A 25721-nucleotide genomic window follows, 5' to 3' on the forward strand; every position below is an offset into this window, starting at 1 on the left:
TACACATAAATAAGAGCGGCCTACAATGATGGATAAGAAGCTTAAACTAAACGCGGATAAAGGAGTCGACCTCGCATGAGCGACCATGACGTTGTGATTGTAAGCGCTGTCCGTACGCCGATCGGAAGATTGAACGGCATATTCAAGGATGTGTCTGCCGTTCGGCTGGGCGCTGCCGCGATTCGATCGGCTATCGACCGGGCGGGGATCCCCGCATCGCTCATCGAAGAAGTGTATATGGGCAACGTGCTCCAGGCCGGCCTCGGGCAAAATCCCGCCAGGCAAGCGGCACTGCAGGCAGGAGTCCCGGTGGAAACGCCGGCGACGACCGTCAATCAGGTGTGCGGGTCCGGTTTGATGTCCGTTTACTTGGCGAGCCGATCCATACGAACGGGCGATTGCGATGCCGCGGTCGCGGGCGGAATGGAAAGCATGAGCCAGGCGCCATATTTGCTTCAGGGCGCACGCGCCGGCTATGCCATGGGGGATCGAACGCTGACCGACAGCATGATCAAGGACGGACTTTGGTGCGCGGCCAACGATTATCACATGGGCATCACCGCGGAAAACTTATGCTCGAAATTCGCGCTTACGCGCGAGCAGCTGGACGAGATCGCGTTCGCCAGCCAGCGAAAAGCCGCGGCGGCCGCCGATAAAGGCGTTTTTGCCGATGAGATCGTCGGCGTCGCGTTACCGGACAAAAAGGAGCCGTTTCCGGTCGCGGAGCAAGACGAACATCCGCGTCCCGATACGACGCCGGATACGCTCGCCAAGCTGCGGCCTGCGTTCAAGCCGGACGGCATGGTCACGGCCGGCAACGCCTCCGGCATCAATGACGGCGCAGCCGCCTTGATCCTTATGAGCAGGAAGCGCGCAGCGGAAATAGGCCTCCAACCGCTAGGCGTCATTCGTTCCTTTGCGGTTGCCGGCGTGGATCCGGCATATATGGGCATGGGTCCGATCCCGGCCGTCGAGAAGGCGCTCCAAAAAGCACAGCTTCAAATTTCCGACATCGACCTGATCGAAGTAAACGAAGCCTTCTCCGCGCAAGTCATTCCGTTCATCCGGCACTTCGGACTGGACGAAGGGAAGGTCAACGTCAACGGAGGCGCGATCGCGCTCGGCCACCCGATCGGGGCGAGCGGGGCGAGAGTGCTGGTCACCTTGCTGCACGAGATGAATCGCCGCCAGTCCGCCTTCGGCTTGGCCGCGCTCTGCATCGGCGGCGGGCAAGGAATTGCGGCGATCGTAGAACGCTGCGGCTAGATTGGACAGAGGAGGCGAGTTGCATTGAAAATCATTCATTCATCGTTCACGGAAGCGGTTGGGAGCATACAAGACGGCGCATCGATCCTGGTCGGCGGCTTCGGGCTCGTAGGCATCCCGGAAAACCTGATCGTCGCGCTGTCCGAGACCGGCGTAAAGGATCTGACAATTATCTCCAACAACTGCGGCGTCGACGACTGGGGGCTCGGATTGCTGCTTCGCAACAAACAGATCAAAAAGATCGTCGCTTCCTATGTCGGCGAAAACAAGGAATTCGAACGTCAGGCGCTGGCCGGAGAGATCGAAGTCGAGCTGCTGCCGCAAGGCACGCTGGCCGAGAAGATCAGGGCGGGGGGCGCCGGCATTCCCGCCTTTTATACGCCGGCGGGCGTAGGAACGCCGTTAGAGGAAGGGAAAGAGTCGCGCGCGTTCGGCGGTAAAACGTATTTGCTCGAAACTTCGCTGACGGCGGATTTTGCGCTGATCCGCGCTTGCGAAGCGGACGTATACGGAAACCTCGTCTATAATAAAACCGCCAGAAACTTCAATCCGATCATGGCGACCGCGGGCCGCATCACGATCGCCGAGACCGAAAGGCTTGTGGAAGCCGGCAGGCTCGAAGCGGATCGGATCCATACGCCCGGCATTTTCGTTCAATCGCTGGCGATCGGCGAGCAGCGCAAGCGCATCGAGAAGCTGACGGTCGCCAAGCAACCTGAAATCGGAGGAGGGATACGATGACAGCAGGAACGGCGCGCGAACGCATTGCAGTAAAGGCCGAGAAAGAAATCGCGGACGGGTATTATGTCAATTTAGGCATCGGCATGCCTACCTTGGTGGCCAATTATATTCCGCAAAATAAGCGGGTATGGCTGCAATCCGAGAACGGTTTGCTCGGCATCGGCCCTTATCCCGAACCTTCGCAAGTCGATCCCGACTTGATCAACGCAGGCAAAGAAACCGTTACGGCCGTAACGGGCGCCGCTTATTTCGATAGCGCGGCTTCCTTCGCGATGATCCGCGGCGGCCATATCGACCTGGCCATCTTGGGCGGCATGGAGGTGTCCGCCTCGGGCGACCTGGCCAACTGGACGATACCGGGCAAGATGATCAAAGGCATGGGCGGCGCGATGGATCTCGTCCACGGCGCGAAGCGGATCGTGGTCGTGATGGAGCATGTGAGCAAGGACGGCAAGCCGAAAATCGTCGAGGCCTGTTCGCTGCCGCTGACGGGCAAATCGGTCGTCCACCGAATCATCACCGACCGGGCCGTCATCGACGTCACGCCCGAAGGATTATTGCTGGCGGAGACCGCAAACGGATTCTCTCCCGAAGAGGTTGCGGCATCGACCGGGGCTCGGCTTCGGATATCGGAGCATTTGCTTACCCATACGTATTAATAGGAGGAAAGCGCGATGGCCGAAAAGCGAGTAGTGTTGATCACGGGCGCGGCCCAAGGCATCGGCTTCGAGATCGGACGGCGATTCGCGGCAGCGGGCGCGACCGTCGTGCTGACGGACGTGAACGAAGCGTCCGCGCTCGGGTCTGCAGAGGGGCTCAGGCAGTCTGGGCACGATGTCCATGGCATGCGCCTGGACGTAACCAGCGAAGACGAGATCGAGTTGGCGGTGCGAATCGCAGAAGACCGGTGGGGCGGCATCGACGTGCTGATCAATAATGCGGGCATGCAGTTCGTCTCCCCGGTCGAATTCTTCCCGACGGCAACGTTCGAGCGCATGATCCGAATCATGCTCACGGCGCCTTTTATGCTCATCAAGCATGTCGTCCCCGGCATGCGGGCAAGAAGCTTCGGCAGAATCGTCAATATCGCTTCGATTAACGGCGTAGTCGGGTTTGCCGGCAAATCCGCTTATAACAGCGCCAAGCACGGCGTCATCGGCTTAACCAAAGCGGTGGCGCTCGAGACGGCGACGGACGGTATCACCGTCAACGCGCTGTGCCCCGGTTATGTCGACACGGCGCTCGTTCGCAATCAGCTCGCAGACCTCGCTGCGCTGCATGGCGTTACGGAAGAGGAAGCGTTGGCTAAGGTGATCTTGCCGCTCGTCCCGCAGCGAAGGCTGATCGACGTGAACGAGATCGCGGAGCTCGCGCTGTATCTGACCGGCGAAGCGGCGAGGGGGATCACGGGGCAAGCGCTGGTGATCGACGGGGGATACACGGCGCAATAAACTTATCGCGACGAGCGATATCCGGTCGCGCCCAAATTAATTTTAATATATTTTCGCGACCCGCGAACAATTCGGTTCAATGTCAAGTCCTTTGAGATATCCAACCGAAAGGGGCTTTAACATGAACCGAGTCCTACAATCCGTCATGCAAAGATCGGTCATCATCCTCGTTATCGTATTGCTGATCATCTCCTGGGGCGGCGTGGCTGCCTTCCATATGCAGCGGGATTATATGCCGGGCATCAACAATACGACGCTTATGGTCTCCTTGCGGGCCTCTTCCTATCAAGCGGATCAAATCCAGTCCGATATCGCCTCCAAGATCGACGACGCGTTAAAGGGCGTCGACGGCTTATCGAATATCGAGACGACGTCTTACGACGGCGGCTTGTTGATGAACCTGTACTTTCCAATGGACTACAACATGAAGAAAGCCGAGTCGGATACCAAACTGGCGCTGTCCTCGGCGGCATTGCCGGACGATGTCAAGGCGCCGTCGGTTACCCGATTGACGACGAGCACGTTCCCGATCCTGAGCTACAGCCTGACGGCCGCGAACGCAAAAGTCGACGACAATGCGCTGCGTTCAAACGTCCAGGCCAATATCGTCAATTCTTTAAAATCCGTGCCGGGCGTAGCGGCCGTGAATGCAACCGGCGCCGCGAACGACGGTTATGTCATCTACGTGCGCATGAAGGATCTCGCCAAAAACGGGCTGACGATCGACGACTTCAACGATTCGGTATCGAAGGGACTGCCGAATTGGTCGCAAGGCAACATCGCCAACGTTCGGGCGTCGATCCCGATCAGGATCGACAGCTGGGACCTGAGCGACCAAGCGTTAGCCAATCTCGCCATTCACAATAAGAACGGGAACTCCGTTCCGCTATCGGCTGTCGCGGATATCTCTCATTCGCTCACCGACGTGAAGACCGTCTCCCGGACGAACGGACAAGCGAGCGTGCTGATCGACGTGATCAAGACGCCGTCCGCCAACATTATCGACGTTGCCAAGCAAGTGAAGGAGCGCGCAGCCAGCCTGCCTGTCCTGAAGAGCGGCGATGTGTCGCTCGCGCTGACGCTGGACCGCGCCCATGACTTGAACGATTCGCTCAAGGGACTGCTGCGGGAAGGGCTTCTGGGCTGCTTGTTCTCGATGCTGTGCGTGCTCTTCTTTTTCCGCAACGTCCGTTCGACGCTCGTCATCGCTGTCTCCTTGCCGATCTCTTTGCTCGCGACGACGGCGATCCTGAGGTCGATGGGCATCACGCTCAACATTTTGACCGTCTCCGGACTCATCGTGGCCATGGGACGCATCGTGGACGACGCCATCGTTATTTTGGACAACATGTACCGTAAAACGCAGGAGCACAAAGGAAGACCGGCGCTTCAAGCGCTGGCTTCGGCAGTCGTGGAGATGCTGCCCGCCATCTTCGCCTCGACGGCGACAACGGTCGCGGTATATATCCCGATCGCGTTCGTCGGCGGCATCGTGGGCGCGTCGTACTCGGGTTTCGCCTGGTCCGTCGTCATCGCGATCGCGGTCTCCTTTTTCGTCGCGATGATCGTCCTGCCCGCGCTGGCCTTCATGGGCGGGAAAGGAATCGAATCGAAATCCGTCACGCTTGAGCCTATGATGAAGCCGATCCTTCTGGCAGCGCTGAAGCGCAAAAAGACGGTGGTCGGCATCACGCTGGCGCTTCTGATCCTTGCAGCCGCTGGCGGTTCGCAGCTTCCTTTCAGCCTGCTGCCGAGCGCGACGACCGGACAGGTCGCCGTGAAAGTGGAATTGCCGAAGGGCAGCACCTTGCCGCAAGTCGATGCAGAGGTGCAAAAGGTGGAGGATGTCCTGAGCCACGATTCGAATATCGCTTCGTACGCCGCCAAATTAGGATCCACGGGCACGCCGGAAGCGGACGACGTATTCGATCAAGGCGGCGGCTTCGTCCAGCAGCCGAACGTCGCGAATCTATCTCTTGCGCTGCATGACCAGCGCCATCTGAACGCCTATATCCAATCGCTCCAACATTCGCTAGACCCGGTCGCAGGCAGCTCGGTCATTACCGTTTCCAACCAAAACATCGCAGGCGACGACGCACAAATGAAAATTACGTTGTCCGGGGGCGATCAGCAGACGCTTGATCAAGCCGCGCAAACGATTCGGGAAAAACTTGCCGCCATCGACGGTCTTAGCGTGGACGGCAAGGCCGATCTGTCCAACGGCGCAGCCAAGTACGCGATCGCATTGAACGACGCTCAAATCGAGAAATACGGCGTGAACCCGGACGGTATCGATCAGGTCATAGCGCGCTATACAAGCAAAGGCAAGGACTTTACCGTACCATCATCCAAAGGCGCTATCCCGGTCGACGTCTATCTCGATCCGGTAGCGACCGGCGCATCCAAAGGAACCGAGAGCACGACCGACGTGCTTAAGTCGCTCGCCGCGGAGACGTTCGCGGGCAAGGACGGATCGCAGGTCCGGCTGGATCAGCTGGCGACGATCAAGGTGGATACCGTTCCTTCTACGATTCAGTCGCTCGACGGCCAACCTTTCTCGGTCGTCACGACCGAGATCGTAGGCAGCCCAATGAGCAGGGTCGCTAAGGAAGTGAAAAGTACGCTTGCGCATACCGAATTGCCGCAGGGGGTAATCTACTCTATGAACGGCATTTCTACGCAGGTGAACCAGATGATCGAAGAGATGATCATCGCCGTATCGGTGTCGATCCTGCTAGTGCTCCTCATCGTCAGCTTCGTATTCAAAGGCCTTAAAGCGCCGCTGGCCGTACTCGTTAGTATCCCGCTTGCCCTTACCGGCGTCGTGCTGGCGTTATATCTGATTCACGGCGAATGGAATCTGCCCGCGCTCGTCGGCGTGCTCATGCTGACCGGCATCGTCGTGACCAACGGCATTGTGCTGATCGATAAGATCGAGCGCAACCGCAAAGAAGGGATGGCGCTCCGGGAGGCGGTCCTGCAAGGCAGCTTGTCGCGGATTCGTCCGATCTTGATGACGGCCGGCACGACTGTCTTGACCCTGATCCCGCTGGCCGTCTCTCAGAGCGGAGACGCCGTCGTCTCCCGGACGCTCGGCATCGTCGTGATCGGGGGGATGATCACCTCGACCTTGAACAGTCTTCTGGTCATTCCGATCTTGTACGAATGGATGCAAGGCAAAAGAACGAAAGCGAATCTCGAAGCCCATGCGGCAGCCCATTAAGCCCCAAACCGGCTCGCGCCCCGAATAAGGCGGGGCACGTCCATGTTGTTCATAGAAAGGCAGGGACAGGCATGCTCTATATCACGCTCGACGGAACGACGCGCTTGCCCTTGCGGCGGTTCGCTGTTTATGCTTGTATGGGAGCGAAATTCGGGGATCGGCGGAGAAGCCGCGAGACTTCCGCAAGAACCCCGTTAGCGAGCGTATTCGAGTTCGGGAGGCGTTGATCTCGTGTGGATGAGCAACTTCACCGTCTGATTCGGGACGCCAAGCGCGGCGATCCGGACGTGTTCGCCGCGCTCGTGCGACGCTTCAAGGATCAAGTCTATCGCTATGCTTACGGTATGCTAGGGGATACAATGGAGGCAGAAGACGTTTCGCAGGAAGCCTTTGTCAAATGCTATGCATCGCTATCCCGGTTAGAAAGCGAATTCGCCTTCGCCTCTTGGCTCAATCGTATCGTATTTAATCTTTGCGCGGATCGCCTCAAAAAGCGGAACCGGGAAAAAACGTCCGCGGCTTCGGCTTCGGCGTTAGCCGGCATGGAGCAGAAGGAAGCTCGGGAGCAGTACCTGTCCCAGCAGCTAAAATGGTCGATCGATGAGGCGATGGCGCAATTGTCGCCCGACCACCGGCAGATCATCTTGCTCCATGACGCGCAAGGTTACCGTTACGAAGAGATCGCGCAATTGCTGGATATTCCCGTCGGGACCGTGAAGTCCCGTCTGAACGCAGCGAGACTCTCGCTCCGCCAAGTGATGAAAAGAGGTGAGCCCTAATGAACGAGCATCCGACCGAATCGTTGTCGGCCTACGTGGATCAGGAGCTGGACGCGGGGGAGCGGAATCGGATCGACGCGCATTTGCTTCATTGCGCGTCTTGCGCAAGCTTGGTGGACGAACTCATCGACATGCGCGCCGAGATCGCAGGCTTTTACGGCCAACTGGCCGCCCCGCCCGATCTGGAATTCAAGGTACTGGCGACTTTGGACGGCCGGCGAGCGAAGTCGGCCGGTACGTCAACCGGATTGACCGCCGTATCGCTCGTCGCGCTGGCGGCTTTAATCGTTCTGATCTCCATGTACGGGGCGACATTTTTCAAATTGTTCTCGATCGCCCTTCAATTTTCGTTGACGGCCGCTTACGTTTTGTCGAACGTCGCTTCCTCGATACCGGCCGTATGGGGAGCCGTCCTGCCGCTCAGCGCAGCGATCTTCGTATTCTCCGGCCTATCGCTGCGGCGCATTCTTCGAAGCACCGCGCCATGAAGGAGAGAACCATGCTGAAGCTTATACGAACGCTTGCGATTCTCATGTTGTTGTGCCTCGCGTCGGTCCCCAAGACGACGGAAGCGGCCAGCTTGTACGAGCATCAGAATACGACGGTCTCCGCTACGCAATCGGTGGAGGATGTCGTCGTCATTGGCGGAGACGCTTCCATCGCCGGTACCGTTCGCAATACCGTCGTGGTCGTAGGCGGCGACTTGCGCGTTCGCGCATCCGCCCATATCAAGGGCGCCGTCGTCATCTTCGGAGGCAACTTGATCATAGAGGAAGGGGCGGATGTCACGAACGACGTCGTGAACATCTCGTTCGACAGCGCGACGATGAATAGCCTGGTACTCGGCTCGGGGCTGATGATCGGGTACGGCGCGGTTAAACTTGCGGCGAGCCTGCTCATGCTCATTCTGCCGGTGCTGATCGTTCTGATCGGAAAAAGCAAAGCCGTCGCCTTGATCGACCGGTACCGGCAGACGCCACGGGGGAAGTTGTTCGCCGCCGGTTTTTTCACGGGACTCATGCTCGCCGCCATCAGCGTTCTCCTGCTGCTGTCGATCGTCGGCATCCCCTTTATCCTGTTCGTCGCCCTGCTTGCCTTGGCGGCGTTATCGATCGGACTGACGATTGTCAGCCAAACGCTTGGGGAACAGATACGCGGGACGGCGGACAAACCGGAATGGATGCGGGCAGGGGCCGGCGCGTTAATTATCGTCTCCGCGATGAACGTTCCGTTCGTCGGAGCCTGCATCTTCCTGGCGCTGCTGCTGTACTCGCTCGGCATCGCGATGTCCTGGACGGTATCGAAGCTTCGTCGCCGCTAGACGCCCGAAGATCCTCGGCTTACCGGTATATCAGGCCAACACGGCTAACTGGCAGCCGAATAGGATAGAGAGGACATCAGCTTAAACGGAGGGGATGCTCGCGATGGTAAGACGCATAACCAGCAAGTGGGCGAAAACGATTGCGCTGAGGCGCAATCCGAAGGTAGCTCGATTTTTGCCGGCCACCTCGAAAATGACGGCCGAAAGCTTGAAGCGGCTGCTTCATCGCTACGGGATGGTTTATGTGAAACCCGATCGCGGCTCCTTCGGCAAAGGCGTGATGCGCGTTGAGAAGATCGGAGAAGGCTACCGCTACCAGTCAGGACGCAAAATCGTCCGATACCGCCGGTACGAAGCCTTGTACGGAGCTTTGCGCCGGTTAACGCGAGGAAAAACGTATTTGGTTCAAAGAGGGATACATCTGCTTCGATACCGTGGCAACCGCTTCGATCTTCGCGTCATGTCGCAGTATTCGCCGAGCAAGCGGTGGGAAACGACCGGGATCATCGGCAGAGCGGCCGCCAAGGGAAAAATCGTCACCAATTATCACAACGGCGGCACTTTATATACAGCGGAAACGCTGCTACGGCCGCACGTTGCGAATTTGAACGCCAAACTGGGGGCGCTGGCTCGGCTTGGCGTTCAGACGGGTCGCTCGCTCAGAAAATCATTCCCGGGCATATCGGAGATCGGGCTTGATATCGCGATGGACAAAACGCTGAAGCCGTGGATCCTCGAGGTGAATACAAAGCCCGACCCTTATATTTTCCGCAAACATCCGGATCGGTCGATCTTCAAAAAGATTCGTCGGTATCAGTCGGCTTATTAACGAACTTCAATGAATCAGAATCCCGCCGGCGGCGCCGATCACGACAACCATCCAAGACGGCGCCTTCCAGAAAACGAGCAGCACGAACAAGAGGGATGCCAGCGCGAAATCGCGCGGCCCCATAATCGCGGTCGTCCAAAGCGGGTTGTACAGCGCGGCCAGCAAAATGCCGACGACCGCCGCGTTAATACCGATCAGCGCCCCTTGAACCCTAGCGCTTTTTCGGAGCGAAGTCCAGAAAGGCAGCGTTCCGACGACGAGCAGGAAAGCCGGCAAAAAGATAGCCAAGGTAGCGATCATCGCTCCCCATGCGCCCCTCGCCATCGCGCCCAGGTACGAAGCGAACGTAAACAGCGGGCCCGGAACGGCTTGCGCGGCGCCATAGCCTGCCAGGAAGTCCTCTTTGCCGACCCAGCCGGAAGGAACGACTTCGTGCTCCAACAGAGGCAAGACGACGTGTCCGCCGCCGAACACAAGGGAGCCTGACCGATAAAAGCTGTCGAATAAGGCAAGCCCGCCAGAAGGGTAGAGCCGTTGAAGCAGCGGTAAAACGATCAAGAGACCGAAAAACAAAATCAAACAAAAATAAGCGACGCCGCGACGGATCGGTATGTCGAGTACCGGCGCTTCCGCGGCGGTTTTTTTTCTGTACATCCATAAACCTGCAAGCGCGGCAGCCGCAATGATCAGCACTTGGCTGATGACGGACTGCCATAATAATGCTGCCGATGCCGCGAGAACGGCAACGGTGGCCCTTTTTTTGTCCGGCGTCAATTTCTGGCCCATGCCGAGGACGGCATGCGCGACGATAGCCACCGCGACGATCTTGAGACCATGAATCCAGCCCGCATGGCTGATATCCATGCCTTTCAATAAGAGCGCGAAACCGATCAAGGCGATCACGGAAGGGAGCGTAAAGCCGCACCAAGCAACGAATCCTCCTAGCAAACCTGCGCGAATGACGCCGATACCGATGCCTACCTGGCTGCTGGCTGGTCCGGGCAAAAACTGACAGAGCGCGACCAGGTCCGCGTAGCTTCTCTCATCCAGCCAGCGGCGCTTGCGTACATATTCGTTGTGAAAATACCCGAGGTGGGCGACCGGCCCTCCAAACGAAGTAAGTCCCAGCTTCGTCGATACGACGAGAACTTCGCGCAGCGCCCGCCGTTTCGACTTCGAATCCCGCGGTGACGCGAATTCATTCGAGTTCACTTGCCGTCATTCCTCCTCCAGCATGATTTATGCCGCAACCTTTGCAACGCTTTTTGCATCAAAACCATTGTCCATGATGACAGCGGTTTCCGTCTATAGACGAAATAGGAAGTGGTGATAAAAAAACAATTGACTATTTATAGGGTGGTGGGGTATTCTATGCGAAGTAGAGATTCGAGGAAGGGGAGTGAATTTTTGAATGAAAAGGAACATCATGCTTTTGCCCGCAAGCATTGTCGTCCTCGGCATAATGGCGTCTTGCGGAAACCAAGGCGAACACGGCAACCATGCGGCGAGCGAAGGACCGGCAGACAACTATAAGGCGGCCTTTACGTTCGGCGCTCAAGCCGCAAAAGCATCCGAAAGTTCGAATTTGACGATTCGCATCGCGGACGCGAAAGGCAAAGCGGTAAATGAATTCGAATTCAATCATGAAAAAAAGATGCATCTGATCGCGGTAAGCAAAGACTTATCCTACTTTAGCCATATCCACCCCGAATACGAGGGAGACGGCGCATTTACGATCGGGACATCGTTCCCGTACGGGGGAGCCTATAAACTCTTCGCGGACTTCGTCCCGCAAGCAGGGTCGAATACGGTCCTCGGCGAGTGGGTGAACGTGGAAGGGGAATCCAAGACGCCGGAGGCGATCCGCGCCGATACGAGTCTCATGAAAACGGTCGACGGCAAGGAAGTCGAGCTCGCGTTAAGCAGCGCCAAAGCCAACGAAGAGGTCATGCTTACGTTCAACATCGTCGATGCGAAGTCCAAAGAAGGAATCGGAAATCTGGAGCCTTATCTCGGCGCGGTCGGTCATGTCGTTATTTTATCGGCAGACGCGGAGCAATACCTTCACGTTCATCCGATGGACGAAGCGGCGACCGGCCCCAAGGCTGAGTTCATGACCACCTTCCCGAAGCAAGGCGTTTATAAAATATGGGGTCAATTTCAGCATCAAGGAAAAGTCTTCACTGTACCGTTTGTCGTTAACATCAATTGATAAGGTGCTACAACCAAGAAGCCTCTGACACGCGGCAGCATGCCAGAGGCTTCGGCGATTAAGATCTCTTTTCGATTAAGACCGTCAAGCTGACCAAGGTGACGAAGATCGTAGCGCCCATGTCGGATAGGATCGCGATCCACAGCGTCAGCCAGCCCGGGATCGTGAGCAGCAAGGCGATCAGCTTAAAGCCAAGCGCCACGCCGATATTGAATCGAATAATCCGATTAACCCGGCGCGCGATCCGGATCGCGGCCGGCAGCTTGCCGAGATGATCCTGCATGAGGACGACATCTGCGGTCTCGATGGCGCTGTCCGTTCCTTTGCCCATGGCGATGCCGAGCTGCGCGGAGGCCAGGGCAGGGGCGTCGTTGATGCCGTCGCCGATCATGCCGACCGTTCCGCTCGCGGCCAGTTGTTTGACCTTCGCGACTTTGTCTTCGGGAAGAAGGCTGCCGTAGTATTCGCTGACGCCGACCGCTCCGGCGACCTTCTCGGCGGTCTTCGGGTGATCTCCGGTCAGCATCACCGTACGCCGGATGCCGCTCCGATGCAGCTCGCCGATCACGTCCGCGCTTTCCGCTCGAATCTCGTCGGCGATGCCGAACATCCCAAGCACTTCGCTCTCGTCGGCTAACAGTACGAGCGTCAAGCCTTCATCCTTCAGAAGCTGAATGGCAGAGCGAACTTCCTCCATAAAGTTGATATGCGCGATGCTCTTCTCATTGCCCAACCAATAGCTGCGCCCTTCGTACGTCGCCGTAATCCCTTGGCCGGATAGGGTATGGATTTTGTCGGCATCTCCGACAGCCGCTCCGAGCCGGCCTATCTCCTTCATGACCGCTTTGGCCAGCGGATGAACGGACGTTTTCTCGATCGCGCCTGCGACGAGGAAGAAACGATCTTTATCGTAAACGACCGTTTTCTCCACGTGCGGTTCGCCTTTGGTCAGCGTCCCCGTCTTGTCGAAGGCGAGCGTATCCAGTTTCCCCAGCTGCTCGAGGAATACGCCGCCCTTAACCAGGATTCCGTTCCGCGCATTGCGGGCAATGCCGGAGACGATCGCGATCGGGGAGGACAGAATCAGCGCGCAAGGGCAGCCGACGATCAGAACCGCCAGTCCTTGATAAAGCCACTTTTGCCAATCCCCTCCGAATAGAAGAGGCGGGATGAGCAGAACGAGGAGGGCGACCAGGATAATTAACGGCGTATAATACTTGGAGAACTTGTTGATAAACAATTCCGTAGGCGTTTTGGTTTCCTGCGCTTCCTGCACCAAATGAAGGATTTTGGCCAGCGAGGAGTCCTCGTACGCTTTGCCGATACGGATTTGCAGCACGCCTTCGTTGTTGATGCTGCCGCCGAATACAGGCTCGCCCGCCGCTTTCTCCACGGGAAGGGATTCGCCGGTAATCGCCGCTTCGTTCACGGAGCTTTTGCCGCCGGCGACCGTACCGTCGGAAGGTATCTTCTCGCCGGGCCTGACGATCACGGTATCGCCTATCTCCAGGCTGGCGATCGGGACAATCTTCTCCAGGCCGTCTTCCAGCTTCACGGCTTCTTTGGGCGCAACCTGCAGCAAGGTCTCCATCGACTTGCGCGCCTTCTCCATGCCCAGTCCCTCGAGCAGCTCGTTCAGGCCGAACAGGATCGCGACGAGCGTCGCTTCTTTCCAATCGCCGATTGACGCCGCCCCGACGAGGGCGATCGTCATCAAGGCGTCGATATTGAACTTGAACTTCGCCAAATTCTTTAGCCCGCGCCAGAATGTCGAATAACCGCTTAACAGCGATGCCGCGACGTAAAGCGGGATGGAGGCGGCGGGCGGCAACCAAGCTTGCGTCGCCATCGTGCCTAGATACAGAAGGGCGGACACGCTCAGCAGCCCGATGATTCTTTTTGTGCTTCCGGACCCATGCGCATGGTTGTGATCATGGTCATGATCGTGGTTAAGATCGTGGAAATGCGCGTGACCGTCGCGATCCTTTTTCAGCGTCGCTCCGTCCGAACGCAAGATCCGTCTGACCTTTTCCAGATCGACTTTTTCATCGACGGTCAATTTGCCGGCATTATAGCTTAACTTCGCCGATTGCCCGTGTTCGAGCAGCCTGATCTCCTGCTCGAGCTCGCTCGTGCAGTTCGGACAGGTCAATCCATCCACCCGAAGCTCCAATGTCATCGTCAACCAGCTCCAATCCCAAATGGAACAGATGAGTATATGTTCATATGATATGTCGGTGAGCGGGAGATGTCAATGCGCGTCAGAATGGACGGTTAACCGTAATCTTTTCTAATTAAATGGCGGTCTGTTATAATGAATCATCGCATAAGGAAGAAAAGAGGTGCCTGGGATGCAGCAGCCGATCGCGGAAGACTGCGAAGTGACCTGCGGCGGTTCGGAAGCCGACCTGGTCCGAATCAAAGCGGAGATGATCGCCGAGCCGCTCATTCAAGATATTGCGGAATGGTTCAAAGTGCTTAGCGATCCGACCCGGGTTAAAATCATAAGCGCGTTGATGAGACGCGAGCTATGCGTTCACGATTTGTCTGAGCTGCTGGAGATGGGACAGTCCGCCGTGTCGCATCAGCTGAGATATCTGAGAAATATGCGAATGGTCAAGCGACGTAAAGTCGGAAAAACCGTTTATTACGCCCTGGACGATTCCCATATCGAGGAGATCATCCAGGTGACGTTAGAGCATTTGAAGCATAAGTAACGATAGGGCAAAGTCTGGAGCCTTAAAATAAGCATATGTGAGCATTAGACGGTAGCTTCCAAATAATAGGCTACCGTTTTCGTTATACTTTTCGATTATTCAGGGTAATAGTCTCTTGCGGAAACCACTTTCCTCAGGAGGCGAACTAAGATGGCTACCCGACTGCCAGCGCAAAAAGCGCAAAAAGAAACCGCTACGCCCGCACCTCAGAAAAATCTCCATCTGGTTCAATCTATGCCGACCGTCCCCAAACCGTTTGAAATCCGGGACTGGAGGGAAAAGGCGAAAGCGTTCGACCGGTTCGTGTTCGACTTCGACCGCAAAGGCGAATATCTTCCCGTCATCTGGCGGGACCGAACGCATTACAATATGAACGAGGATACGTTCGGTCTCATGTCCTACGTGGGCAAATCGGATCAAGGCAGCAACGGTTCGCAAGAAGCGATCACGGTCATGGCAGCCGTGCTCGGAGCCACGCTGGTCGGCATCGATAAGAGCGATCAGGAAGGCAGCAACTACGTGAAGATGCTGCAGACCTTTTTCCGGAAAGAAGAAGGCGTATTCGTCTGGTACCCGTCCATTCCGAGCGGCGATTCGTTTTGGTATGAGATCCAGGCTAATATTTTGTACGCCGTCCTATCCTACTTCTATCCGAACGAACCGGAGATGGAGGCGCTCGTTCGATCGTCGGCGGACCGTTGGGTCGAAGCGGTGAAGATCATGACCGACGAAGACGAGCGGCTCAACTTCAACTACACCTCGTTCGACTTCAAAAACATGGAGCCCATCGACAACGGCAAATGGAAGGAGCCGGATGCGGCTTCAGGGGTAGCCATGCTGATGTTTCTCGCTTATCTGCGTTTCGGCGACCAAGTTTATCTGGATACGGCAGACGCTTGTTTGGACTTCCTCGACGACCAAGAGGATAATCCGTACTACGAGCTTCTCATGTACTATTCGCCTTATCTAGCCGCCCGCATGGAAGCCGAACACGGGACAAGCCACGACATCACCAAATACATCAATTGGATCTTTGACGGCGGCGTGGAGACTCGGCCGGACTGGGGCATGTGCATCGAACGCTGGGGAAATTACGATATGCACGGCTTGGTTGGCAATTTAAAGGATTTCGGCGGCTATATTTTCGTCATGAACGGTTTTTTCCTGTTCAGCACGCTGGCGCCCTTCCTGAGATACGATTCGCGGTATGCGCGCGCGATCGGCAAGTGGATGCTGAACGTCGCCAATCAGTCCCGTTTGTTCTATGCGGACGGCCTGCCGGCAGACAAGCAGTCCGGCGCGGACTGGGACGGCGATCCAGAGCACGCGCTGCCCTATGAAGGCATGCGCAAAGAATATGAGGACAAGACGCCATATGCCAGCGGCGACGCCACCGTCATCGGCTGGGGTCCGCTCGATTTTTCGATCTACAGCGGCAGCCATGTCGGGTTCATGGGCGCGCTGATCGAGAAGACGAACGTCGAGGGGATTCTGAAGATCGATTGCCTGAAAACGGACTATTATCATAAAAAGGCGTACCCGACCTTCTTGTACTACAATCCGTTCGGCTCGGAAAAACAGGTCGAGATCAATGAGCTCGGCCAGAATTCGGTCGACCTCTACGACACGGTGAGCGGCCGATTCCTGGCGAAGTCGGCGACCGGCACGGCAACGTTCGTCGTGCCGGCCGAGGACGCGGTCATTCTGGTCGTCGCTCCCGCGGGAGGACGGCAGGAACGCAAAAACGGACAACTGTGGATCGATGGCGTATATGTCGCGCCGGCTCCCAAGGCTGCCGTCAACATGCGGGGGATCCGGGACCGTCAGAAGGTGAACAACGTCCTCAAGATCGACGTGGATGCCGGCGTACCTGCCGGGGAATCGATCAAACGATTCACTTTCAGATTCGGTAGCAAGGTATTGTACGAAGGCGATACGGTACCCGAGCCGCTCTACCTCGATACGCTTCTTTTCCACAACGGCTTTTACCATCTGCGGGTAGAGCTTGAAGCCTCGGGAGGCAGCTCCGACTTTTGCGAGATCGGCGTCATCGTCGAGAATCCGAGCAATCCGCTCTCGCAGCCGAACTGAATGCGATCGGCATTAAACTTTATACGTCACAAGCGCCGAACAAAACTGGGACAAGCTCGTCCCGGTTTTTTTCTTGAACATTTTCCCGAATGTGTGCACGTCCGCGTATCCGACCTCGCCGGCAATCTCGCTGATCGACAGGTTCGTCTGCAGCGCCAGTTCTCGCGCTTTCTGAATGCGCACCCAGGTCAAATACTGCATCGGGGTTATGCCGAATTGCCGCTTGAACTGAACGATGATATAGTTGCGGCTTAGCCCGGCGATTCGCTCAAGGTCGCCATGCTGGACGTTTTCGGCGTAATGGTCGCGGATGTAATTTTGCAGCAGCAGCAGCTTGGCTTTCGTTCGATCCTCCGCAGCGGAGCTGGCTTGCGTCCGGTTCAGCCCCGCCGCCGCCTCTCCAAGCACCTCGAGCAGCAGTCCTTGCGCTTGCAACTGCGCGGAAAGTTCCGGCTGCCGATACAGGTGAACGAGCCGATTCAGCTTTTTCTCGAGCTCCGTGCCCGCATAATTGCCGAGCAGGTGCGTCTCACCGAACAGCTGACGAATCGGGAATTCATTCGCTCCAAAATGGAATACGAAGGAAAGACACACGTACGGCTCTCCCTCCAAGGTAAGGATGGAGTGAGGCTCGCCGGGGCGGTGGAATAACAGGTCGCCTTTGACGGTCGCATACAGATGCCCATTGACCGGGTAATCCGCCCGGCCTTCAACGACATATTGCAGGACATACTGTCCCATCGTTCGATTGTGAATGGCCCACCCCGACGGTGCGTGAAACAAATGCGCCAGCGTGATGTAGGGGGGATAATGGTAGTCCGGTTGGTCCGAATTCGCATCGCCCGGCGGCGGACCGCCAGTCGCAGGTTGGTCTCGTTTCTCATCGCTCATCGAATTAGCCCCTTTTTCTCTATCGTACAGGAAAGTGATTTTGGCAACAAGATTCAATGTCCCGACCAAATACATCGGACGTCCGATTCGATAAACTCTTACTCGAGGACACAACAATCTCGAATCGAGGAGACGATACGATGAGCAAGTCGCAGACGGATATGCTATACGCGGACGCACGCACGCAAAGCTGCATCACGGAGGAACAAGCCCGATTTTTCCTGGATAACGGCTTCCTGGTCATCAAAGGCGCGCTTCAGGGAGACGAGCTGAAGATCGTTCAAGCCGAGATGGAAAAACAGGTGGCCAAAGGCGCCGCAGGCGTCCAGGACGACCCGGATTACATGTACGGCAAGGGCGGCAAAACCGGTCGCAACGTCCTGCGCCGGGTTGAGTACGTCATCGACAAGAGCGATCCGATGAAGGCGCTCCTCGGTCATCCTTTTATTTTGCGCTCGGTCGAGAAGCTGCAGGGCAGTAATTTTATCCCGACCTGGGACTCGATGGTCCTCAAAATGCCGGATGAAGGCATCATCGTGCCGTGGCATCGCGATGCGGAGGTACCTGCAGGCTGCACGGATCCCCGTCCGATCTTTAACGTCGACTTTTACCTGGATCCGGCGGACCTCGCGACATGCCTATGGGTCATTCCCGGCAGCAACAAATGGTCCAAGGAAGCATGCAGAGCGCGAATCGACAAGGACGGACCCGACCGGTTCAGCACCGAAGATGCGATTCCGGTACCGTTGGAGGCGGGCGACGCCATTTTCCACGACATCACGGTGCTGCACGGTTCGCCTGCGGGCGACGGCAATCCGCTGCGCCGCACGGTCTATTACGAGTTCCGTCCCGGCGAGATCGAATGGGACTACGGACCGCATACGCGCGAGTATCTCGGACTGAAGCAGCAGATGCTGCTCGCCTGCTTGGATCGCCGCGCAGCCGCATCTTACGCGCAAGGCGAAGAGCCTTTTGTCTATCGTCCGGACGGGGTACTCGCACTCGGCGAGCGGACGGCGTCGGACACGTTCCGTTATCCTCATTTACAATATTGGCGCGATTAATCCAACGTTTGCTCGTCTTCGAGGCCGGTGCGCTGCACCGGCTTTTTTACGTCGATTGATGCGATAGGACAGATTCGATAAAATGGATCGAGATTCATCGACCGATCGAATGATTCAGGAAACGAGGACGATTGAAATGATTAAATTGCGAAACGTACGCGCCTCAGATTTAGAACAGCTCGTACGGATTGAAAATGAAGGATTTTCACAAGCGGAAGCGGCCTCGAAAGAAGCCTTTGCGGAGAGAATCCGGCTGATCCCCGATACTTTTATCGTGGCGGAACGAGAAGGACAAATACTCGGCTATATCAACGGCCCGATCATCGGTCAGCCGTACATAACGGACGATCTATTCAAAGAGATCAAGACGAACCCGAAGAACGGAGGCTATCAAAGCGTACTCGGTCTGGCCGTATCCAAGGAAGCCAGAGGTCAGGGAATCGCGAAGCTTTTACTGAAGAAGTGGGAGGAGCTGGCGCAAGTAAACGAAAGGGAAGGCATCACGCTTACGTGCAAAGAAGATTTGGTAGCCTTTTACGAGAAACAGGGGTTCGTGAATCGCGGCAGATCCGAATCGCAGCATGGCGGCGTCGTCTGGTACGACTTGGTTAAGTTAAGAATTCATTAATAAAATCAATGTCGAATTTTAAGAATGAATTCGTATTGTCGGAGTCGGCAATGAATTTCGATTCCGAAAGAAGGTAGCGGCATGAAGCATAACCGAAAGCTATTCATACCTGCAGCCATCGCGCTTCTAGCCGGTCTTGCTATGATTTTGTACGCCTATTTCGGGGTTGCCCATCAAGGAACCGCGCACGGCGGACCGGCACCCGTCAAACTTCCTGCCGGCGCGAGTCGCGGAGAGCGGGGAAGCGAAGGCATTTTCAGGACGCTGGGTACGATCGCCGTCTGGTGCTCGGCCGTCAGCTATGCGTGGCTGCGACTGAAAAAGAAACGCAAATCGCCATCGTCGTTGGTGAAAAAGCTCGTTCCGCTGTTCAATCGGCTGCACCAACCGGCCGCCTATGCGGCATTGTTACTCATTGCTGCTCACGGTATTTATTTTCTGACGCAGTCCGTTATCAAGGACGATACGTACACAGGATTAGCGGCATTTGTATTGTTGCTGTCTTTGGCGGTTTACGGCTATTTGATCCGGCGACTTAAGAGCAAATATACGCGCAAAATCCATTTTGGGCTGGCAACCGCATTTGGCGCAGCCGCGTTCATTCATGCCGGAGGCTCCGCCATCCTCGCGGGATTAAGCATCGTCGTATTCTGGGGGCTTATTGAATTCGTAGAACGGAAGGCTTCTTCTCAATTCTAAAGAAGGGCTTTATACAATAAAACGCTTTGTTCGGTCAAATGCCGAACAAAGCGTTTTATTCATTGGCCTGCGTCGCATCTTATAGATTGACGCTGCTCATCGAGGCTTCCGGATATCGCATGCCGAAGGTTGTTCCGCGCGGCGCTGCGTCGTCGATCCGCGCAAGATCCGTTTTCGTAAGCTCGACCTCAAGCGCGCCCACGTTCTCTTCCAGGTATTTAATCCGCTTCGTGCCGGGAATCGGCACGATGTCGTCGCCTTGCGCCAACAGCCAGGCCAGCGCCAGCTGGGACGGTTCGCAGCCTTTCTCCGCGGCCAGCTCGGCGACCCGATCGACGAGGTCCAGATTGCGCCTGAAGTTGTCGCCCTGGAAGCGAGGAGAGAAGCGGCGGTAATCGTCCTCTGCCAGATCCTCGAATTTGCGAATCTGCCCGGTTAGAAATCCGCGGCCAAGCGGGCTGTAAGGCACGAAGCCGATGCCGAGCTTCCGGCATGCGATCAGGATATCGTCTTCGACGTCGCGGCTCCATAGCGAATATTCCGTCTGGAGCGCAGCGATCGGATGGACGGCAGCCGCCCGGCGAAGGGTGGCCGGCGCCGCTTCGGACATGCCGAGATACCGAACCTTGCCTTCGCGCACCAGCTCGGCCATCGCGCCGATCGTCTCTTCGATCGGCGTATTCGGATCGACGCGATGCTGATAGTAGAGATCGATGTAGTCGACGCCGAGACGGCGCAAGCTCGCTTCGCAGGCGGCTCTGACGTATTCCGGACGACCATTGATGCCGAGGTGCTTGCCGTCCTCGCTTCGCATGTTGCCGAACTTCGTCGCTACTACGACTTTGTCGCGTCGTCCCTTGAGCGCTCTGCCAAGTAGCTCTTCATTTTTGCCCACGCCGTACATATCCGCCGTATCCAGCAGATCGATGCCCAGTTCCAGCGCGCGGTCGATCGTGCGCAGGGACTCTTCGTCGTCCCTGCCGCCGTAGAAGTCGGACATGCCCATGCAGCCAAGTCCGAGCGCCGATACTTCAAGGCCGCTCTTTCCCAATCTTCTTCGCTTCATCTTCGTTTCCGCCTCTCCTGATCAAGTTCGTTCAAGCTACACCCTTATTATGCGACGATAGGCAGCGGATGAGGTAGCCGGATCGTACCAAGTTGTTGCCTAATCCTCCAATCGGGCGAATGGCGCCATCGTTCGGTGATATACTATCCTTAACCAATTAGACATGACACGGAGGGAAAAGGATGCCGCAATCGCAGGTCGCAGCTCCGCTGTCTCAAGCCGACCCTGAAGGGCCATCGCCGGGATACGATCAACCGATCGCCGACAAGCTCGCCAAGTTGGCCGGGCTGATCGAAAAACATACGGGCAGTGACGGCGTATTCCGAACGGCCGTTCCTTCGCTTCATTTGATCCGAACCTCGAAGTCGACGATGCCCGTCCATACGATTTACGAGCCCGCGGTCGTCATCGTCGCCAGAGGCACGAAGGTCGTGATGCTTGGCGGAGACAGCTATACATATGGTCCTTCGGCGCACTTCGTTGTTTCGGTCGACCTGCCGGTCACCTCGCGGCTGCTGCAGGCTTCCGCAGAGTCGCCGTACCTCTGCCTGCGGCTTGGACTGGACCCGGCCCAAGTGCTCGAAGTGATGAAAGGCGCGGAGCTGGAGGGAGAGGACGAAAGGGAGTCAAAGCGGGGCGCGTTCGTCGAACAGACAAGTCCCGCCCTGCTTGATGCTGCGGTCAGGCTCGTTCGATTGCTGGATTCGCCGCGCGAAATTTCATATTTGGCGCCGCTGGTCATCCGCGAAATGTACTTTAGATTATTAAGCGGAAGCCAAGGGGGCGCCTTCAGGCAAATTGCCCTGGCCGGAAGCGGCACAAGCCGGATCGCCGGCGTCATCGCCCGCATCAAGCGGGACTATGCCCAACCGCTTCATATCGGCGAGCTCGCGCGAATGGCCCATATGGGGCCGTCGTCGCTGCACCGCTACTTTAAGGAATTGACGGCGCTCAGCCCGCTGCAATACCAGAAACGGCTACGCCTTCAGGAGGCGCGCCGGCTGCTCCTGTCCGAATCCGTCGATGCCGCCGATGCCGCCTACCGCGTCGGTTACGAGAGCCCGTCGCAATTCAGCCGCGAATACGCGCGGCTGTTCGGTCTGCCGCCGATCAGCGACATCAAGAGGCTGCGGGAAGAAACGGAGCAGGGGATCGGCTGATCGTAAAACAGAATGATAGTTAGCGACATTAAGTATTGGGGCGTTTAAGGATGCCGTATTCTATCGCGAATATCAAATGCCCGATAACCGGCTGGCCGTCGAAGCAGCCGAATTATTGCGCGATCATGGAGACGAAAGTGGAGGGGCCAATGCGGCCCGCGACTTTTTGCGAAGCCGCGGGGTTCCGGAGGAATCCATCAGGTTGGTGTGGGATGCGGTAGCTCTGCACGTGCTCCATTCCAGATGGGAAGATTAAACGTATATTTCCAAATGGTTTAAACGAATAAGCTCCCCTCAAGATTCTTGTCGAATCGAAAGGGAAGCTTATTTTTATTCGATATATTTTCAAACGTTGATCCGTGAGGGATTAACCCAATCTCTCGATGAGAAGAGACGCGCTCGTGACAGGCGTGCCGCCGCCGATGCTCGCTTGCAAGGTCTGGGCGCCCATATTGTCGATCCGATTTAAAGTCAGCGTTCGGCCGGCTGTCAGCAAGGCTACGACTTGACCCGGATAGGGCTGGTTGCCCGCGCCCGAACCGTAATTGCTGCAGGGGACAAGTGCCGGCGGGGTCGGACCTGCGCCATCCGGGTCGAAGAACAAGCCGAAAGCGGAGTCGCCGGCCGTCGGGAATACTTCCCACGTGATGCGATAAAATCCGGTCGTTAAAATGTTAACGGTCGAAGGTGGCGTGAAGGAAACGTCCGCGGAAATGATCACCGAGTCGTTAAACGTAACGGCCCCGCCTTGCGCGCCAGGCGAGGGGGCGGCGGCGATCTCCTGATCGACCGAGCTGCAGAGAAAGGCGAACGAAGCCGGGGCTACGGGGCCCACGGGTCCGGTAGGGCCTTGCGGTCCGGCAGGCCCTTGCGGTCCGGTTGGACCTAGCGGTCCGGCAGGCCCTTGCGGTCCGGTTGGACCTAGCGGTCCGGCAGGCCCCTGCGGTCCTTGCGGCCCTTGCGCGCCTGTGGCCCCGGTCAATCCTTGCGCCCCTTGAGGACCTTGTGGTCCTTGGGGTCCTTGCGGCCCGGGAGGGCCTGGAGGACCTGGTAATTTACCCATGAGTTACGTGCACGCTCCTTTATGATGGATCGGACTGAAATAAACCTCATATCAGTGTCCGCAATTACCCTATTCCGTTCAAAATCGACGCGTGCTTATTCGAGACGCTTATTTTTGCGACGCTTTGTATTGTTGTCCATGCAATACAGGAGAGGCTCTCATACCTTAATCTTACGAACTTAGCGATTCTGGACGGAGGTCGACCATGACGATTAAAACAGGATTCGTAGGCATACTTGTTGCGAATCGCGCGCAAAGAAAACCCATTCTTAGCCAATATATGTCAAACAACGCGACAGGCGCAAAGTTATTTTCCTTCACGCCTTCGTCGATCGATTGGAAAAGCCGAACGATCGTCGGATTGCGGTGCGTCCGGGGCAGATGGATGACCGGGCGATTTCCTTTTCCCCAGGTCGTGTATAATCGCTGTTACCGCTCCGATCCTGATTTCATTCACAGACTGGGGTCGACGATCGGAGAAGATCGTTTATTTAATCACATTAATCAATTGAACAAGCTCGATGTCTTCAATAAACTGAATCGGTGGCTGTCGAACCATCTGCCGGAGACGGTTCCTTTTGAAGAATCGAACGTACTGAGCATGTTAGAGCGTCATAAGGAGATTTATTTAAAACCGCTTTACGGCTGCATGGGCAAAGGCGTGTACCGGGCGGAGATGAATCATGCGGGAGAAGTCCGCGCGGGACAGCATTATTTCGCGCCTAAAACGGTGACGAACGATTTACGGCTATTTAACGATCATATGAAAGAGTTGGTCGATTCGACGCCTTATATCGTGCAAAAGGGAATCCCGATTCGCCAAATCGACGGGCAGGTGTTCGATATCCGGGCGCTCGTCCAGAAGAACGAACAGGGGCTGTGGTCCGTCACCAACCTCGTAAGCCGGATCGCATACAGAGGCAGCTTTAATACGAGTATCTTCATAAAAACTTGCCTGACTCAAGACATTCTTAAGAAGCTTTATCCGCCTGAACAGGTCCGAAGGATCGTGACATCCATTTACGACGTCAGCCTTCGAACGGCGGAGATCATCGACATGGAGACCGATTATCGCCTTGGAGAATTCAGCGTCGACGTCGCGTTGGACGGCGATGCGCATCCCTGGATCATCGAACTGAACGGCAAGCCCCAGAAAACGCTATACAAGGGAATCCCGAATCGATCGATCGTTTATCAGCGTCCGCTGCAATACGCGAAGTATTTGAGCGAAAAGCCGTCTCGGTAATGCTCAGTATATGGGTAGATGCTTGGACGCGTGACGAAGCGCGCCAATGGAATATCGATGCCGACAGAGTCACATATCCGCTTCGCCTCCAATATGATGAGCCTAGAAAGCTAAAGAGGTGAGCTCATGGCAGTCGTAAAAGCCAGGCAACAGGATATCGACATGTTGGCAAGGCTGCTTCGCGCAGAAGCCGAGACCGAAGGCGAGACGGGCATGCTCCTCGTTGGAAACGTGGGCATCAACCGGATTCGAGCGAACTGCTCCGACTTTAAAGGAATCCGTACCATCCCCCAAATGATCAACCAACCGCATGCGTTCGAAGCGTTGCAGCATGGAATGTACTATCAAAGCGCAAGGGATCGGGAACGCCGTCTGGCGCAACGGGCGGTGAACGGGGAGCGGAGTTGGCCGGCCGAATTCTCGCTTTGGTATTTCCGCCCGGGTTCGTTCGAAAATCCCGGGCCCTGTCCGCCGACCTGGTATGATCAGCCGCTCGTAGGACGATGGAAGAAGCACTGCTTTTATCAACCGACCGTAGAAGAATGCGAAAATGTTTTTAATACGTTTTAAAATGGGATCGGCTGGACCGGATAAGACGGTGCTGCATGCGCTTGAATGCGAGGCTGCGCCTGCCGGACAGCCGATTTTCCGCAGTTTGCGGGCGGTCCGATCGTCGTTGTATCCGTGATCGGTGCGAGAGCGGCGGTGATTTGGGCTTCGTCCAGACAATAAGTATGGGCAAGTATATTTCTGGGCGCGAGTCGCAGAAAATCCGATACGGCGATGAATTCCGGCGTCGGAGCATCGAAGATCGCGATGATGTGCGTATGGTTCTCCGTAGCGATCTCCCAGTGGAACCAGCCCTGCGGTATGAGGGCCACCTGACCCGACCTGAGGGTGAAGTTGCGAACTTCTTTGGTAAACGGATTGAGAATCGAAACGACGGCTCCTCCCGAAACCAGATAGACAAGCTCTGAAGCGTTCTGATGGATGTGCGGCTCCACCACGTTGCCCGCGGACAAATAAATATCCAGCAGCGATGCATTGCCAAGCGTATTCAATTGTTGAACGCCGAGCGTATTGATAAAGTTGGCGCTGTCTTTGGTAAAAGTCCGGTTTTGGTTTACGTCGTACGCGAACTGCACGTTGGGAGAAGTAAAATCCATATACGAAACGGCCAAAAGATGTTTCCTCCTGTCTTCGCTAGAAGCGCATTTTTTCTCCTATTTTCACGATATGAGTCGAGAGCTCGCTATATACGTCAATTGTTCGAA

General features: G+C 56.4%; 24 protein-coding genes. 18 read left to right on the plus strand and 6 right to left on the minus strand.

What is annotated here, in order from left to right:
* The first annotated feature begins 75 nt into the window (after positions 1-75).
* The 9 genes from BM235_RS19960 (at position 76) to BM235_RS20000 (ending at position 9610) form a co-directional block, all read left to right on the plus strand.
* Positions 76-1266, plus strand: a complete 1191-nt coding sequence (locus BM235_RS19960) for an acetyl-CoA C-acetyltransferase (protein ID WP_090115986.1) — start codon at positions 76-78, stop codon at positions 1264-1266.
* 24 nt (positions 1267-1290) lie between these two features.
* Positions 1291-2007 (plus strand): CoA transferase subunit A, encoded by a 717-nt coding sequence (locus tag BM235_RS19965; RefSeq protein WP_090115987.1) that lies wholly within the window; start codon positions 1291-1293, stop codon positions 2005-2007.
* Positions 2004-2666: a CoA transferase subunit B gene (locus BM235_RS19970; protein ID WP_090115988.1), complete on the plus strand. Its 663-nt coding sequence runs from the start codon at positions 2004-2006 to the stop codon at positions 2664-2666. The genes BM235_RS19965 and BM235_RS19970 overlap by 4 nt, the downstream gene beginning before the upstream one ends.
* Before the next feature lie 15 nt (positions 2667-2681).
* Positions 2682-3458 (plus strand): 3-hydroxybutyrate dehydrogenase, encoded by a 777-nt coding sequence (locus BM235_RS19975; protein WP_090115989.1) that lies wholly within the window; start codon positions 2682-2684, stop codon positions 3456-3458.
* Between the two features lie 121 nt (positions 3459-3579).
* Complete coding sequence (locus BM235_RS19980) at positions 3580-6681, plus strand: efflux RND transporter permease subunit (RefSeq protein WP_090115990.1); 3102 nt, start codon at positions 3580-3582, stop codon at positions 6679-6681.
* Positions 6682-6914: 233 nt separating this feature from the next.
* On the plus strand, positions 6915-7460 hold the full coding sequence (locus BM235_RS19985) for an RNA polymerase sigma factor (RefSeq protein WP_090115991.1): 546 nt from the start codon (positions 6915-6917) through the stop codon (positions 7458-7460).
* Positions 7460-7948, plus strand: coding sequence for an anti-sigma factor family protein (locus BM235_RS19990; RefSeq protein ID WP_090115992.1), 489 nt, complete (start codon positions 7460-7462; stop codon positions 7946-7948). Before BM235_RS19985 ends, BM235_RS19990 begins: the two co-directional genes overlap by 1 nt.
* 11 nt (positions 7949-7959) lie before the next feature.
* Positions 7960-8781 (plus strand): hypothetical protein, encoded by an 822-nt coding sequence (locus tag BM235_RS19995; RefSeq protein WP_090115993.1) that lies wholly within the window; start codon positions 7960-7962, stop codon positions 8779-8781.
* A 103-nt stretch (positions 8782-8884) separates the two neighbouring features.
* A complete protein-coding gene (locus tag BM235_RS20000) occupies positions 8885-9610 on the plus strand; it encodes a YheC/YheD family protein (protein ID WP_090115994.1) in 726 nt (241 codons plus the stop codon).
* 6 nt (positions 9611-9616) lie between these two features.
* On the opposite strand, the gene BM235_RS20005 is transcribed toward BM235_RS20000, so the two are convergent.
* Positions 9617-10822: a chromate transporter gene (locus BM235_RS20005; protein WP_090115995.1), complete on the minus strand. Its 1206-nt coding sequence runs from the start codon at positions 10820-10822 to the stop codon at positions 9617-9619.
* Positions 10823-11021: 199 nt separating this feature from the next.
* Between BM235_RS20005 and BM235_RS20010 the strand changes: the two genes are divergently transcribed.
* Entirely contained in the window at positions 11022-11822 is an 801-nt protein-coding gene (locus tag BM235_RS20010) for a hypothetical protein (RefSeq protein ID WP_090115996.1), read from the plus strand.
* A gap of 58 nt (positions 11823-11880) precedes the next feature.
* On the opposite strand, the gene BM235_RS20015 is transcribed toward BM235_RS20010, so the two are convergent.
* On the minus strand, positions 11881-14001 hold the full coding sequence (locus tag BM235_RS20015; RefSeq protein WP_090115997.1) for a heavy metal translocating P-type ATPase: 2121 nt from the start codon (positions 13999-14001) through the stop codon (positions 11881-11883).
* 172 nt (positions 14002-14173) lie between these two features.
* Between BM235_RS20015 and BM235_RS20020 the strand changes: the two genes are divergently transcribed.
* Positions 14174-14539, plus strand: coding sequence for an ArsR/SmtB family transcription factor (locus BM235_RS20020; RefSeq protein ID WP_090115998.1), 366 nt, complete (start codon positions 14174-14176; stop codon positions 14537-14539).
* Positions 14540-14689: 150 nt separating this feature from the next.
* Entirely contained in the window at positions 14690-16630 is a 1941-nt protein-coding gene (locus BM235_RS20025) for a hypothetical protein (protein WP_090115999.1), read from the plus strand.
* 12 nt (positions 16631-16642) lie between these two features.
* On the opposite strand, the gene BM235_RS20030 is transcribed toward BM235_RS20025, so the two are convergent.
* Complete coding sequence (locus BM235_RS20030; protein WP_090116000.1) at positions 16643-17521, minus strand: helix-turn-helix domain-containing protein; 879 nt, start codon at positions 17519-17521, stop codon at positions 16643-16645.
* A 140-nt stretch (positions 17522-17661) separates the two neighbouring features.
* On the opposite strand from BM235_RS20030, the gene BM235_RS20035 reads away from it, so the two are divergent.
* The 3 genes from BM235_RS20035 to BM235_RS20045 all read left to right on the plus strand — a co-directional run bounded on the left by BM235_RS20035 (position 17662) and on the right by BM235_RS20045 (position 19912).
* Complete coding sequence (locus BM235_RS20035) at positions 17662-18585, plus strand: phytanoyl-CoA dioxygenase family protein (protein WP_090116001.1); 924 nt, start codon at positions 17662-17664, stop codon at positions 18583-18585.
* Between the two features lie 136 nt (positions 18586-18721).
* The gene (locus BM235_RS20040) at positions 18722-19213 is read left to right on the plus strand and encodes a GNAT family N-acetyltransferase (protein WP_090116002.1); all 492 of its coding nucleotides are present in this window, start codon (positions 18722-18724) and stop codon (positions 19211-19213) included.
* An 81-nt stretch (positions 19214-19294) separates the two neighbouring features.
* The gene (locus BM235_RS20045; protein ID WP_090116003.1) at positions 19295-19912 is read left to right on the plus strand and encodes a hypothetical protein; all 618 of its coding nucleotides are present in this window, start codon (positions 19295-19297) and stop codon (positions 19910-19912) included.
* Positions 19913-19991: 79 nt separating this feature from the next.
* Here BM235_RS20045 and BM235_RS20050 read toward each other — a convergent pair whose 3' ends face one another.
* On the minus strand, positions 19992-20978 hold the full coding sequence (locus BM235_RS20050) for an aldo/keto reductase (RefSeq protein ID WP_090116004.1): 987 nt from the start codon (positions 20976-20978) through the stop codon (positions 19992-19994).
* A 182-nt stretch (positions 20979-21160) separates the two neighbouring features.
* On the opposite strand from BM235_RS20050, the gene BM235_RS20055 reads away from it, so the two are divergent.
* Entirely contained in the window at positions 21161-22138 is a 978-nt protein-coding gene (locus BM235_RS20055; protein WP_090116005.1) for an AraC family transcriptional regulator, read from the plus strand.
* A 367-nt stretch (positions 22139-22505) separates the two neighbouring features.
* On the opposite strand, the gene BM235_RS32870 is transcribed toward BM235_RS20055, so the two are convergent.
* Entirely contained in the window at positions 22506-23120 is a 615-nt protein-coding gene (locus BM235_RS32870) for a collagen-like protein (protein ID WP_304441414.1), read from the minus strand.
* 286 nt (positions 23121-23406) lie between these two features.
* Here BM235_RS32870 and BM235_RS20070 point away from each other — a divergent pair, with 286 nt between their 5' ends.
* Both BM235_RS20070 and BM235_RS20075 read left to right on the plus strand, forming a co-directional pair.
* On the plus strand, positions 23407-24447 hold the full coding sequence (locus BM235_RS20070) for a YheC/YheD family endospore coat-associated protein (RefSeq protein WP_090116007.1): 1041 nt from the start codon (positions 23407-23409) through the stop codon (positions 24445-24447).
* Between the two features lie 126 nt (positions 24448-24573).
* Complete coding sequence (locus tag BM235_RS20075) at positions 24574-25017, plus strand: cell wall hydrolase (RefSeq protein ID WP_090116008.1); 444 nt, start codon at positions 24574-24576, stop codon at positions 25015-25017.
* Here the strand turns inward: BM235_RS20075 and BM235_RS20080 are convergent.
* Complete coding sequence (locus tag BM235_RS20080; RefSeq protein WP_090116009.1) at positions 25014-25628, minus strand: cupin domain-containing protein; 615 nt, start codon at positions 25626-25628, stop codon at positions 25014-25016. The genes BM235_RS20075 and BM235_RS20080 overlap by 4 nt on opposite strands.
* Between the last annotated feature and the right edge of the window lie 93 nt (positions 25629-25721).

The organism is Cohnella sp. OV330, assembly GCF_900112065.1.
Taxonomy (GTDB): Bacteria; Bacillota; Bacilli; order Paenibacillales; family Paenibacillaceae; genus Cohnella.